Raw genomic sequence first — 13174 nt, 5'->3', positions numbered from 1 at the left:
ACCGCCAGACGATCTGCGCGAGACTTTTGACGATGTTCATTCCGCCACTGTCTCCGATGCTGGCTTGTGATCGGGAAGCCCACGGCGGCAATGAACCTGCGCAGACGTGAATTGCGTGCGAGCAAGACCGGCAGCGCGCGAAGCATCGTACGCATACGACGAGGACCGCCTGATTGACGCATGCGCGCGGGCACGGCGAGCTCTATGATGGCGTTGCGTGAAGGTCAGGCGGCCTGCTGACCGGCGGGCTTGTCGGCTTGGCGCAGGAGCTTCCATTCCCAGGGCAGCAGTTCGTGCAGACGCGACGCGGGAAGATCGGCGATACGGGCGAGGACGTCGGCGAGCCAGGCCTTGGGATCGACGTCGTTGAGGCGACAGGTCGTGATCATCGTCAGCATGATGGCGGCACGGTCGGCGCCACGCTGGCTGCCGGCGAAGGTCCAGTTGCGCCTTCCCAATGCGATGCCCCTCAATGCGCGCTCAGCGCAATTGTTGGTCAAGCAGATCCTGCCATCGTCGAGGAAGCGGGCGAAGTCGTCCCAGCGCCTGAGCATGTAGTTCATAGGCTTCAGGACCTCGGAGGAGCGCGAGAGGGTTTCGCGCTCACGCAGCAACCAGGCGTGCATGTCCTCGAGAAGCGGCTTGCTCTTTTCCTGGCGCACGGCGCGCCGCTCGTCGGCGCCGCAGCCATTGATAGCGCGCTCGATCTCGAACAACGCATCGAGGCGTCTGACCGCCTCCAGCGCGATCGGAGAGACCGGTTTGCCCTTCTTACCTTCCCGAGCATTTTTCTCGATGTCAGCCAGCTCGAAGAAGCCCCGCCGCGCATGGGCCAGGCAAAACGCCGGTGTGATCGGCATCGCTTTCTTTTGCGGGTCGAACAGCGGCTCGAAGCCGTTGTAGCAATCGGCTTGCAGGATACCGGCGAAGGCGGCCAGATGCTTCTGGGGGTGCTCGCCTCGTCGGTCGCTCGAGGCGTAATAGACCGCCGCCGGCGGCGCAGGCCCGGCAAAGGGCCGGTCATCCCGCACATAAGTCCAGATCCGCCCGGTCGTGCACTTGCCCTTCGCCAGGATACGGATGGTGGTGTCGTCGCCATGCAGGCGCTCGGCCGCGAGTACATGGCGTTCGATCAGGTGGAAGAGCGCCATGACGGCAAAGGTCCCGTGGCCGACCTGGTCGGCCAGTGTCGACAACGGCAGGTCGATCCCCTCGGCCTTAAAGCGCGCGCTCTGGCGGTTGAGCGGGATATGCATGCCGAACTTGTCGAACAGGATCGTCGCCAGCAATTGTGGGCCGATGAAGCCGCGCGGCGTGGCATGGAACGGCGCGGGCGGCTGGCTGATCTTCTCGCAATCGCGGCAGGTGAACTTCTCGCGTACCGTCTCGATCAGCTTGAAGCGGCGCGGGATCTCCTCCAGCGTCTTGGTCACATCCTCACCGATCTTCGCCAGCCGCGATCCACCGCAGCAGGCGCAGGTCGTTGGAGCCTCAATGACGACGCGCTCGCGTTCGATGTCATCCGGCCATGGCTTGCGCACCGGCCGCTTGCGCGTGAAGGCGCGTACGCTCTGCGCCTTTGCCGCCGCGGCCTGCGCGGCGAGCTCATCCTCGCTCGCCGTGGTGACGAGTTCTTCAAGTTCCAATTCCAACTGCTCGATCAGCCGCGCCGTGCGCTCGGAACGCGGCCCGTACAGTTCGCGTTTGAGCTTCTCGATCCGCAGCTCGAGATGCGCGATCAGCGCCTCATTGTCCGACAGCTTCGCCCGCGCGTTCGCCGCTTCGGCTTGCCAATTGATGGCTTCGGCCTGTATCCGGCTGACCTTCGCCGCGGCCGCATCGCGTTCGACCTCGACCCTCAGCCGCGCGTCGCGTTCAGCCCGCAACGCCTCACGTTCGATCAACAGCGCCGCCTGGGCGCTGGCGAGATCCGAAGGAAGGTCATCCGGCTTCAAACTCATGAAGCCAGTGAATCAGATTTCCCGGTAGGTTCAATCGCAGAATGCTATCCAACTCGCGTTGGACGCAAAGTTTCTTGAGGATTCCGCCAGTCGATCCCAGATAGCAGGTAAGAAAGCTGCGCCGGAGAGATCGTCACGGCTTCACCGGCAGCCGAAGGCCAGATGAATCTTCCTCTTTCGAGTCTTTTTGTAAACAGGCACGCTCCCTGAGAATCGTGCCAGATGATTTTTATCAGATCTGAACGGCGCCCCCTGAAGCAAAACAAATGACCCCCCAGTGGGTCATGCTTCAAGACCTCCTGCACCTGCAAAGCCAGGCTCGGAAAGCCGCGCCGCATATCGGTATGGCCCGTCGCCAGCCATACCCGCACGCCAGAGGGGATCGGAATCATCGCAGCGCCTTCAACACCGCCGACACCAGCAAGGGCGGCGCCGACCCGCAAATCCTGATCCGTCCGCTCCCCGTCAATTCCACCACGATCACTTCACCGGACGGTGCCGCTTCCTTGATCGGCTCCGCTTCCATCGCCGCTTCCACAAAGCCCTGGTCAGCAAGGTCCTGGCGAAGCCGACGCCGCCAGGTGTAAATCAGCCCCGTTGAAATATCGTGATCCCGCGCAACCTGCGCCACACACGATCCCGGCGCAAAGGCCTCCGCAACGATCCGGCACCGCTCATCCTCGCTCCAACGCCGCCGGCGTTCCGGCCCCGTCAGCACCGAAATCTGACCCATCAATCGCTCTTAAGCTCGCTCTTAAACACGTGCTTATGAGTGCTCAATCCGCCTCTCAGAACAAGGCGGCCTTCATCGTGGGCGTACGAAGCATCCCGCCCAGGGATCATTTCGGACGAATGTCCTTGTAGATGATGCCGTCCTTCATGATCACGACGAATTTGTTCTCCGGGTCGGCGATGAGGCGAATGTCCTCCAAGGGATTGCCGTCGACGAGCAGGAGATCCGCCAACGCGCCTTCTTCGACCACTCCGAGCTTGCCGGGATATGGATTGCGCGCACCGGAGAGGGCAAGCAACTCTCCGTTTGCTGAAGTCGCCATTGCCAATGCTTCCGCCGGGGTGAACCAACGTGTGAGATCCACGATGCCCTGACCCTGATGCTCAGCCAACGCCTTGGAGAAGAGAATATCAGTCCCGAAGGCCGTCTTGATCTTGTATTTTTTGACAAACCCGTACGTGGTGTCGGTGCCAGCAACCACTTGGCGCATCTGCGCTTGTTGCACGGGAGGAAGCATGGCTGCGCCGCCGAGGTCTACGAATGGCTGTGTGCTCAGCCAGATATTCTCCTCCGCGAGGAGACGTGCGGTCGGCTCATCCATCAAATGACCATGCTCAATCACCTTGACGCCTGCAGCAACAGAGCGTCGGATGGCGTTTGGCGTATAGGCGTGGGTCGCCACATAGGTTCCCCAATCGGTAGCTGCTTCGACCGCCGCCCGCAATTCAGCCTCACTGAAGGTGGTCACATCCAGTGGGCTGAAAGGCGAAGCGACGCCGCCGCCTGCGGTCAGCTTGATTTGCGATGCGCCCTGCATGAGCTGTTCGCGCGTTCGCTTGCGAACCTCGTCGGGGCTGTCGGCGATCATGCTTCCACCGAGCTGCTCGACGCGGCTCGTTCCGCCAAGACTTTGCGGCAGCTCCCAGAGCTCACGGAAGTCGCCATGCCCTCCCGTGACTGTGATGACGGCACCCGACGGATAGATGCGAGGGCCTACCACGATTCCCTCATCGATGGCGCGCTTCAGCGCGAAGGCAGGGCCGCCCATGTCCCTGACGGTGGTGAACCCGCGCATCAGCGTAGCAGTGGCTTCCGCGCCCGCGAGCAGCATCGTGTAGCCCAAGTCGCTCGAAAGCATTTGAGCAGGGGTCGGACGAACCATCGTCGCATGCCAATGCATGTCGCTGAGCCCGGGCATCAGCACGCGTCCACCGCTTGCTATAGTGCGGGTGTCCGGGGATCGATCGACCGGATTGGAAGCGATCGCAATACGCTCGATGGTGTTGCCCCGGATGAGGACATTCGACGGAGCGGAGAGCGCCTGACTCTTCCCATCGAAAATGCGCACATTCTCGAAAACTGTCAGGGCAGAGCGCTCCTGCGCCAGCCCAGGACTGAGAGCGGCGCATGACCAAAGAATGGTCGCCGCACACGCGGCTTTTTGCATCCGCACAACGACTTCGGAGAGCATGTCGTTACCTCCTGCTTTGTGGGCCTAACGGTCACTCTGGCCTCGAATTCAGCCTTATTGATCGCTCAACGGACAGCGGCTGGGAGCGAGCTATCCGCCAGTCGCGATTACAAGCGGCACGTGGCCTAGGATGAAGGCAACCGAGGTCATCATCACCGCGCGGAAACGCAAATGTGCGCCGTGGATGGCCGCCTGCTCGAGTGTGGCCTCAAGCTGGGCCACCTATGCCTGTTTCGACGCGAGATCCGCTTCGAAGGGACCACGCTCAAGCCGATAGAGCTCATCGCCTTTGCTGATTTCGGCGCCTTCCTCGATCAGGCGCCGTTCTAGTAATGCATGACGCGGGCAACAAGGTTGACCCGATTGATCGCCTCGATCCGCCCGAGAAATTCACTGCTCTCGGTGATCGGCCGCTTGACCGCCTCCACGATGCCGACCTCGGGTGGCGTGGCCGGAGTCGACTCGGCTTGGGCCGCTCCGCCGGCGACGACCATCAGGAGAGTTGCCCCAGGAGCCTGATCGAGACGCCAGCAAGGATCATCATCCGCTCCTTGCACCGGACGTGGGGCCGGGTCAGTGCTTCCCCGGTTCCTCGCTACTCCCGCCGCATGCGATTGCTGTGTGCGGGTTCGTCGTAGCCCTTGCGGCGGCTGTAGAACATGAGCGCGATCAGGCCGTAGCCGGTCACCAGCATCAGGATTGCAGCGCCTCCCAGGATGACGTTGCGGTAAAGCGGCATGGATGGCGTTGCCTGCCATACGGCCACGCAGTACCAGATTGCCGCGACGAGAAGAGCTGCCAGAATGGTCCCAACGACCCATCGACTCGTGATGCGCAAAGCTGCCTCCTTCGTCTGATTAGGACTGGCGCGGGCTTCGTGACAAATCTGCTGTCGGCGGATTGCGCGCGTTGCGATCCTAGTGCCATCGCCATCCGCAGCGGCGACGACCGCGATGCCACCAGCAAACCCAGCGGCGCCGGCGCGGCCGGCCCCATCCCCGACGACGAGACGGTGGTCCCCATTGTGTTTGCGTCGGGAGGTCTGGTGGCGCGCTGGGCCGGCCGAGATCGTGAGCGATCGGCATCGCTTCCGCGGCCTCAATGAAACGAACCCCGACGGCACCGATCGCCACGGCAGCAACGGTATTTTTAGCAAAGCCAAGAAAAGCCCGACGGCTCGGTGTGTCCATCATCTTTCGTCTCCTTTGTCAGGCGGTTCGCCGCGCTGTCTGAAGGGCGTAGAGCAGCCAAGCCACTCCGTGCGAAATCAAATCGACTCCCAGCAGGAATCCGAGCGCCCAGACGCTGATGGCCGGGAAGCCGAACACGATTAGGAAGCCGGCGACCAGCCCGATGACGCCGGAAACCAGCATCAGCCAGCCACCCTGTTGCCAATGTGCAAAGCTGAGCACGCACCGGATGATCCCCGATGCCAGCAGAACCGCCCCAAGCAGCGAGGTCAGGATGAGGGCACCGGCCGCCGGCTGCATAAGCAGCAGCAACCCGAACGCAAGATAAAGTATGCCGAGCAGGATCTGCCAAAGGAATCCGCCCCATCCCTTTGTCCAAAACGCGTGGATGATCTCGAACGCGCCGACAAGAATTGCGGCAAGCCCGATCAGCTTGACGCTGATGATCGTCGCGAACACGATGTCGCCCAGCGCCAAGACGCCGGCCGCGATCATCACGACACCAAGGAGCGCGCATGTCCACCGGGAGCGAGGACCAAAGGTTCTAACGTGGGGGCTGCTGTCGTATGTGGCCACGCCATCCTCCCGCATTCCGGCGACTAATCCAGTTAGCGCCACGGAACGCTAGTCGCGGCCGCGCAATGCTGACATCCGATGAAACCCTGAATGTGTCAGGAGGAATATGCGCGGTGTCCCGAAGCCTGCTAGAAGTGCTTCCCTGGCGCCGCAGATGCGGGTCCAGGTGGTTCGCGCCGGAACAGATCGTGTGGGAAGGGAGCGCTCGAGGCGGAGGTCAGATGGGCGACTCTGCGAGCAAGCGCTGCGTCGCTCGGCTCTGAGTAGAGAGAGCCCGTTGCATGAATGACCACGAAGGTAATCCACAAAAACCCTCAGATTTGAATGGCAATGTGCGGATTTATCCGTTGACCGCTCGGTGATATGCCATGCGCTGCGATCAGCAAATAAAGCGCACACTTGCACCGGCGCTTGATAAATGAAAGGGCCTGCGAGATGCGGAAGCTTTCGCTATTGGTGATTCTCCTTTCACTTGCAGGAATGCTCCCTTCGAGTGAATCCTTTGGCCAGAGCGCAATTCGGGGTGCCGTTATTGGCGGTGCCGTCGGCGGTCGTCGCGGCGCTGCCATAGGAGCTACGGCCGGAGCGATAGCCGGTGCCCACCGGCGACATCAACATTGGCATCGCTATTATTGGCGAAACGGCAGCTGCTGGTATCGCTCGCATAGTGGAAGGTCGCATCGCGTGTCGAGTCGATACTGCCGCTAGGTGAAGCGGCTCCGCATTATGCTTTCGGCCCGTCGAGCCGCTCGAACAACAGGGAGGATAATCATGATCATTTCGAAAATGGCGCCCGTTCTGGCCTTCACCTTCGTTTTGTGTAGCGTCGGCTCTGCGAACGCCAAAACCTATTGTGCTCACTGCATCGGCGGCGCGGAGCGCCTTGCCGCTGACGGGCGCTCGCAGAGATCAATGTCTTGAATCGCGCCGAGCCTGAGAGGCTTTCGTTGCCTGTGAGATACTGCCAATTCGCTTTCCGGACATCCTAGTCATGCGGCGTCGGCTGGGCTGAAGATTCATCCCATGATTCGCCGCGTCGCCTGCCGCCGGGTAAGATGTGAAGTTGGCGTTGCGCCGCATCGCGAGAGCGCGACGAGCGGCATCAATATTCGCCGAACGCGCTTCCAGTTTCCGGACGCGACTTATCTCCTTGTTCAGGCGTTTGAGCGCGCCCGCGAAGACCTGCATCCGCTGCAGTGGGAGTTCGGTGGTTGCCGGAAAGCTTGAGCCGCGTGGTTCGGCCTTGCCTCTCCGTTCACGTTGCTTCTGTCTCACCAGAGTCTGCTCCTTGTCGCGCATCTGCCGCAGGCGGATACGGAGCTTCTCCAGACCTGGCGGATCGAGAGCGTAGATATCCGGATGATGGGAAGCCCGGATCGCACCGTACTCTTCGTGGCTCACCAAACTCCGCTCGAATTTGCATGATATAGCCATGGAGGTCTCCTTCGTCGGCTGCGATCTATCGGCGCCCGCGCGGGCCGAGTGTCAGATTTGTGATCCCCGCCGCAAGGTTAAGTCCGATCGACCGCTCGATGGACAGGGGCTGCAGCATGATTGAGCGGCGAGAGCCTCCGATGAGCACATTTGCTCCGAGGCCGGGACCCATCGCGACGTTGCCGCTCGCGCCGACATAATTTCCCCGCAAGGTGCCCGGTCCGACCCGCGAATTTCGTGCTAGGACGGTCCAGGACAGAGATCCTGCGCTGGTAACGCCCACGTCGAGACCGACGCGCCTAATCCGGCCCTCATAGATGAACTGCTGGCGTGGCCGCGTCGCGGTGAACACGCAACGAAGCTCCTGCGTCGAGCCCAGGACGAGCCCCACACGCGGTGAACTGACGCAGATGAGTCTGCCCACCCTGAACGGCTCAGCTACGGCGGGCGTGGCAAGCACGTACATGACAGCGGATCCGCAGATGGCCGCGGCAAGCGAGCTAATTCGCATTCAACCCTCCGTTGCCGTGTTCGTGTTGATGGGGGACCCGCTTGTGTCTTGATCCTGGCGGCGAAGCCAAAAGGTGATGCCGAGGCCGATTAGCAAAACGGCGCCCAGCAGGAAGAAGATCACGGATTGCTGAAGCCAGGAGATTGCTGGGACCGCGATGCCCATGGCGACGCCGAGAAAGGCTATTTGCATCGACATCAGACTGACGCCCGCGAGGAATGTCCCGAGGGCAAGCAATGTGAGGAGAACGAGGCTTGTCGCGGGCGTTGGCAGCAACTGCTGAACACCGGACACTAGCATGATGTTCATCGCGACGAGAACGGCGACCCAGTGCAGGGCCTGAGTCCAGATTAGCCGCCAGCGCTCCTCCCTGCCACCGAGGTCGGGCCATTTGTCGATGACACACACCACGCCGATCGCAAGCGCGAGGAACTCCCAATAGCCGACCAGGGGCTGGTGCGACGCATTGGTGTAGGCGACACCCGCAACAGCCAGAACTAGTGCGACGACGTAAGGAAGCTGCTGCCATAAAAAGCGCGTCATCCCCGACGGTGTTGACGGCGTGATCGTTCCGGCGATACGTTCAGCCTCAAGCTTGATCATGCGTCACCTCGAGATTGCGCTGGTCGACCATCCGCCGGGGGGCGTCCCCGAGGTAATCCTCGACGTAGAACCTGATGATCGCCACCCGGCCGACAGCGACTAGCGGCATGGCGAGCGCGATGCCCATCACGCCAAACATGGCACCCAGCAGCACGATTGCCACCAATGTCCAAGCGGGAGGGATTTCGACGGCCTGGCGCTGGATCAGCGGGCCGACTACGTAGCCCTCGATTGACTGGATGATGGTATAGACGGCGACGGCCCAGATCAGCAGCGATGCGCCGAGCGGCATCGCGACGAGCGCGATCGGAATTGCGGCAAGGATTGGTCCGAGATACGGGACGAAGTTCGAGAAGCCCGCCTGCAAGCCAAGCACAAAAGGGCCAGGCAGGCCGATCAAATAGAGCGCTGCCCAGACGCACAGGGTCATTAGGACAACGCGGATCAGTTGCCCCACGAACCACAGTCGCAGGACACTACCCATCTGATCCATCACTTCGCGCGTCCGAGCGCGACACGATGGCTTCGCGAGCAGAACGATGCTCTCGCGGTGGCTGGTAGGATCGAAAGCAAAGAGAATGCCGAGGAACAGGATAACCAGCGCGCCAGCCAGAAAGCTGGATGCTCCGCCAAGGACGCGCTGGGCGTGGCTGAAGAAGCGGCCTTGATCAGAGACCAACCATTGCGCAAAATCGCGGCCCCACTCCGGACCGAGCAGATCGACGCCGTAGGTCAAGAGATGCTGCTGCAGCACGTCTAACTGGGTGTCCATGACCTTCAGCAGAATGCGCGTTTGTTCCGGAAGTTTTCCTGCCCCCCAGACCAGCGCGAGTCCGACGGCTGCCGTGAGCAGCAGCAGCACGACGGTCAGCCGCCAAATGCGATTGAGTCGAACGACAGGAGCCGTTGCCCTGGCGGCCGCATCCAGGAGAGCCGCGAAGAGGACGCCTGCGAAAATGATGAGGAGGCTGGAGACGGTTTTCCAGGTCAGGAAGAGAGCCACGCAGGTCCCGAGCAGGGCCAGGCCGGTAGCGAGAAGACTGCGCTGCCCGTGTGCCACGACTGCAGCCTCGTGCGGCGCGTTGTCGCGTAGTTGGTCCGGTCCAATCCTCAGCTCGCTCATGGGGTAACTCGCGGGTCGCGAAGCGGTCGGTGTGCCAAGCCTAAGTACGGATACGGCGACTGCCATAATGGGGATGAGAGCCGCCGCGATGCCGCCAGTAGCGATGCTTTGTCGAGTTGGTGTTGGTGTTTGGGGTCGCTGCGCCGGGCCCAAGTGTCGCAGCGGCAGGCTTGGGCGCGGATATGGCGGGGGCGGTCGTTTCTGCCCGGGCGAGGGTCAGCTGCGCGGTAGCAACCGACGCGGCCAGGGCCAAAGCGCCGTAGACGGCTCGGACATTCATGTTCGCCTCCACTTGACCAAGACTTCAGATCGAGATGGCTCCGGTCGCCAGTGCATAGACGCCGGTACAAGCGGCGAGCGCGAGCGCAGTAAAGATGATCGCCTCTAAAGGCTTGAAGACGGTTTCCTTGCGCTCGCGCTTAGCCAGAACGAACAAAATCGTTCCCGGCGCGTAGAGTATCGATGACAGCAAAAGAAACGTTGGACCACCCGCGTAAATCATGCCGATTGCGTAGAGCGTCGCAAAGGCCGAGCGGATCCCATCGACTGTGCGGGCGCGTTCCCTGGAATGGTAGGAGTCGCCGAGATACGCCAGCTTGAGGCCGTAGGCGGCCACCAGAAAATAGGGGATCAGCGTCATCGCGCTTGTCATCTTCAAAGCGAGCGTGAACGCATACTCTGCGAACCATGTAACAAGAACGAAGGCCTGGATGACGCAATTGGTGAGCCACAGTGCTCCGACAGGAACTTTGTGTTTGTTCACAACTGCGAGGAAGGAGGGCATGGTGCGGTTGATGGCTGCGGAATGCAGCACCTCGGCCGCAAGCAGCGACCACGACAGGTAATTGCCCAGGATCGAGACCAGCAGCGCCACGCTGATGAAGATCGTGCCCCACCGTCCGACCATCGCTTCCATCACACCGGCCATCGACGGTGTCGACAGAGCCGCGAGCTCCTGCTGTGGAAGCACCCCATAGGACAATAGCGTCACGAGTACGAGAAGGCAGAGAACGGACAGGAAGCCGGTGACCGTCGCGAACCCGATGTCGGAGCGATCACGGGCGTAACGCGAGTACACACTGGCGCCCTCGATCCCGACGAAGACGAATACGGTGAGCAGCATCGTGCTTCGAACCTGTGAGGAAACCGCGGCCACGCCCGGCTGTTCGGTCCCCCAGAAATTCCGCGAGATCAGGTCGGGATCGAGAACGATGAACGCTACGGCGATGAAAAGCAGGATGGGAATGATTTTGGCGTAAGTCGCAATCGCATTGAGGGTAGCGGCCTCTTTGATGCCTCGCAGCACCAGAAAATGGACGCTCCACAGCAGGACGGATGCCGATGCGATGGCTACGAGGGTCGTGCCGTCGCCAAAGACCGGGAAAAATTGGCCGATCGTCGCCTTGATCAGAATGAGACAGGCCACGTCCGCGATGCAGCATCCAATCCAGTAGCCGGCTGCCGAAGCAAATCCGACGTATTCTCCGAACCCGGCCTTGGCGTAAGCGTAGATGCCGGCGTCCAAATCCGGCTTGCGGCGGGAGAGTGTCTGAAAAACAAGGGCGAGCATCAGCATGCCGGAGCCCGCGATGACCCAAGCGATCAACGTTCCGAGGACGCCCGTGGCACGTCCGAAAGATGCGGGCAGCGCGAAGATGCCGGAGCCAACCATCGATCCGACCACAAGCGCGACGAGCGCACTTCGCGAAAGCTTGGTGTCGACTTCTTTCGATGAAGGAGCCATGACGAGAATGGCTTTCCGCCGGAGATGGAGTGGCGCGCCGTCGGACTCGAGCGAGATAGGCGGCCCCTTTGCCCCGACCTTAGAACCGACGCTCACCTCCGGACATCCGGGATTCTCTGTAGAAGAGAAGGCATGGAATCTGCGGACGAGCGTACCGCCGCGTTGACATCAGTTTGGAACTGCCGTGTCCGCCGATCCCGGCGCGGCAGCGACCAGTATCAGGCTTTCGCGGAAGAACTCCCCAGCCTTTGCGAGTTCTGCCGCAATACACCTGGCATGCAGGACGGCTGCGTCCTGGTCCGCGTGCTCATGTCCTGTCCCGTCCGGGGAGAGGCCGTATTTGTCGACGATGTGAAAGAAGTAGCGCATTCCAGACCGAGTAAGCTGGCGCGGCGCCTGCTTCCAGTGACAAACGTGTAAGAATCTAGACAAAAGGGATGAGGAGCGCGGGATGGGCGCTTCCCGTTTCGACAAAACTGCGGGCCGGCGGCCATCGAGATAGGTAGTGTATCCCCCAGCAGTAGGGTGATCATCCGATGTTCCCGACAGTGCCGGACCAGTAGCTTGGCTTGTTTCGGCGATCAGACGCGAGGAGGAAGCCATGTCAAACTATGATCCTAATGCGACCATATCGGAAGCCGTTGGCGGCTCGATCGCGATGGACGCTGGATTGCGCACGTACATGCTGCGCATCTACAACTACATGGCCGCAGGTGTAGGTCTCACGGCCGTCGCGGCATGGTTGACCTATCAGCTCACGGGCCCTGCACTGCTTCAGAGCCCGCTAATGTGGGTTTTCATCCTGGCCCCGCTGGGGTTGGTGTTTTTCATCGGAGCGCGCATCAATACACTGTCGGCGGGAACGGCACGGCTGCTGTTCTTCGTGTATGCCGCTTTGGTTGGCGTCTCGCTGTCAACGCTCCTGCACGTTTACACCAGCGCTTCGATCACGCGCGTCTTCTTCATCGCAGCCGCAATGTTTGGGGCACTTAGTGTCTTCGGCTACACCACCAGGCGCGATCTGTCCGGGATGGGCAGCTTCCTGTTCATGGGCCTGATCGGCGTCGTCATCGCCAGCGTCGTCAACCTCTTCATGAGATCGACAGGCCTCGAATGGTTGATTTCGATCGTCGGCGTCGGAGTGTTTGCGGGCCTCACCGCCTACGATACGCAACGGATCAAGGCGATGTACGACATTAGGGACGACGAGACAGCGACAGGCCGCAAGTCGGTGGTCGCGGCGCTGTCGCTCTATCTCAACTTCATTAATCTATTCATGATGCTCTTGCGGCTGATGGGCGGGCGACGCTAGGCGGCTCAGGCCGCCGGTCGCTCCGCTGTGCTGGCGAGCGCGTCGCGCAGGATCTTCTCCTTGGTCTCGTCGAGAGACGTTTTCAGCACGACCCCGCCAGCGTCCTTGATCTCGTTGAGCACCTTGTCGGCGGTCATGTTCTTGATCAGAACGAAGAGGGCAGCGTTGCCGGGAGAGAGCGAAGCCGAGAGCTCCTTCACGAACGAGTCGTTGATGCCGAAATCCGACAAAGCACCTCCCAGCGCGCCTGAGGCCGCACCGAGTGCCACGCCGATGATCGGGTTGAGAAAGAGTACTCCGATCAGGAGCCCCCAAAAGCTTCCGGAGATCGCGCCGGTCGCGGTTGTATTGACGAGCTGGTTGAGCTTCACAGTCCCGGCATCGGTCTTCACTGCAATGACGGCGTCGCTGATGCTGATCAGATACTCTTTTTGCAATTTGAGCAGCCGTTGCCGGACGTCTTCAGCCTTTGCTTCGTTCGGGTACACGATGGCAACCAAATCAGACATGGAGACC

Annotated in this window: 15 protein-coding genes; 2 read left to right on the top strand and 13 right to left on the bottom strand. The window is 61.2% G+C overall.

Annotated features, from left to right (window positions below; translation table 11 throughout):
* Nucleotides 1-224: 224 nt before the first annotated feature.
* The 4 genes from IVB45_RS20910 to IVB45_RS20895 all read right to left on the bottom strand — a co-directional run bounded on the left by IVB45_RS20910 (nt 225) and on the right by IVB45_RS20895 (nt 4165).
* The gene (locus IVB45_RS20910) at nt 225-1961 is read right to left on the bottom strand and encodes an IS66 family transposase (protein WP_247360894.1); all 1737 of its coding nucleotides are present in this window, start codon (nt 1959-1961) and stop codon (nt 225-227) included.
* A 44-nt stretch (nt 1962-2005) separates the two neighbouring features.
* On the bottom strand, nt 2006-2353 hold the full coding sequence (gene tnpB / locus IVB45_RS20905) for an IS66 family insertion sequence element accessory protein TnpB (protein ID WP_082758020.1): 348 nt from the start codon (nt 2351-2353) through the stop codon (nt 2006-2008).
* Nucleotides 2350-2694 (bottom strand): transposase, encoded by a 345-nt coding sequence (locus tag IVB45_RS20900; RefSeq protein ID WP_188106852.1) that lies wholly within the window; start codon nt 2692-2694, stop codon nt 2350-2352. The genes tnpB and IVB45_RS20900 overlap by 4 nt, the downstream gene beginning before the upstream one ends.
* Nucleotides 2695-2800: 106 nt before the next feature.
* Entirely contained in the window at nt 2801-4165 is a 1365-nt protein-coding gene (locus tag IVB45_RS20895) for an amidohydrolase family protein (protein ID WP_247356179.1), read from the bottom strand.
* Nucleotides 4166-4336: 171 nt separating this feature from the next.
* Between IVB45_RS20895 and IVB45_RS20890 the strand changes: the two genes are divergently transcribed.
* Entirely contained in the window at nt 4337-4495 is a 159-nt protein-coding gene (locus IVB45_RS20890; protein WP_247356180.1) for a hypothetical protein, read from the top strand.
* Here IVB45_RS20890 and IVB45_RS20885 read toward each other — a convergent pair.
* From IVB45_RS20885 to IVB45_RS20850, 8 genes are all read right to left on the bottom strand, one after another.
* A complete protein-coding gene (locus IVB45_RS20885; RefSeq protein ID WP_247356181.1) occupies nt 4492-4659 on the bottom strand; it encodes a hypothetical protein in 168 nt (55 codons plus the stop codon). The two genes, IVB45_RS20890 and IVB45_RS20885, sit on opposite strands and share 4 nt — an antisense overlap.
* Nucleotides 4660-4760: 101 nt before the next feature.
* Nucleotides 4761-5003: an alkaline shock response membrane anchor protein AmaP gene (locus IVB45_RS20880; RefSeq protein WP_247356182.1), complete on the bottom strand. Its 243-nt coding sequence runs from the start codon at nt 5001-5003 to the stop codon at nt 4761-4763.
* A 370-nt stretch (nt 5004-5373) separates the two neighbouring features.
* Complete coding sequence (locus IVB45_RS20875; protein ID WP_256468852.1) at nt 5374-5946, bottom strand: HdeD family acid-resistance protein; 573 nt, start codon at nt 5944-5946, stop codon at nt 5374-5376.
* 894 nt (nt 5947-6840) lie between these two features.
* A complete protein-coding gene (locus IVB45_RS20870) occupies nt 6841-7332 on the bottom strand; it encodes a hypothetical protein (protein ID WP_247356184.1) in 492 nt (163 codons plus the stop codon).
* 58 nt (nt 7333-7390) lie between these two features.
* Nucleotides 7391-7831 carry a DUF992 domain-containing protein gene (locus IVB45_RS20865; RefSeq protein ID WP_247356185.1) on the bottom strand — a complete coding sequence of 147 codons (441 nt, stop codon included), beginning with the start codon at nt 7829-7831 and terminating at the stop codon, nt 7391-7393.
* Between the two features lie 45 nt (nt 7832-7876).
* The gene (locus IVB45_RS20860) at nt 7877-8479 is read right to left on the bottom strand and encodes a hypothetical protein (protein WP_247356187.1); all 603 of its coding nucleotides are present in this window, start codon (nt 8477-8479) and stop codon (nt 7877-7879) included.
* Nucleotides 8466-9602, bottom strand: a complete 1137-nt coding sequence (locus IVB45_RS20855) for an AI-2E family transporter (RefSeq protein WP_247356188.1) — start codon at nt 9600-9602, stop codon at nt 8466-8468. The genes IVB45_RS20860 and IVB45_RS20855 overlap by 14 nt, the downstream gene beginning before the upstream one ends.
* Before the next feature lie 304 nt (nt 9603-9906).
* Entirely contained in the window at nt 9907-11346 is a 1440-nt protein-coding gene (locus tag IVB45_RS20850) for a basic amino acid/polyamine antiporter (RefSeq protein ID WP_247356383.1), read from the bottom strand.
* Between the two features lie 601 nt (nt 11347-11947).
* On the opposite strand from IVB45_RS20850, the gene IVB45_RS20845 reads away from it, so the two are divergent.
* Entirely contained in the window at nt 11948-12658 is a 711-nt protein-coding gene (locus tag IVB45_RS20845; protein ID WP_247356189.1) for a Bax inhibitor-1/YccA family protein, read from the top strand.
* 5 nt (nt 12659-12663) lie between these two features.
* Here the strand turns inward: IVB45_RS20845 and IVB45_RS20840 are convergent, their stop codons facing one another.
* The gene (locus tag IVB45_RS20840; protein WP_247356190.1) at nt 12664-13167 is read right to left on the bottom strand and encodes a DUF1269 domain-containing protein; all 504 of its coding nucleotides are present in this window, start codon (nt 13165-13167) and stop codon (nt 12664-12666) included.
* Nucleotides 13168-13174 lie beyond the last annotated feature (7 nt).

It is taken from the genome of Bradyrhizobium sp. 4 (assembly GCF_023100905.1).
Taxonomy (GTDB): Bacteria; Pseudomonadota; Alphaproteobacteria; order Rhizobiales; family Xanthobacteraceae; genus Bradyrhizobium.
Note: the sequence above shows the minus strand (reverse complement) of the source record. Positions and strands in the feature narration are given on the sequence as shown.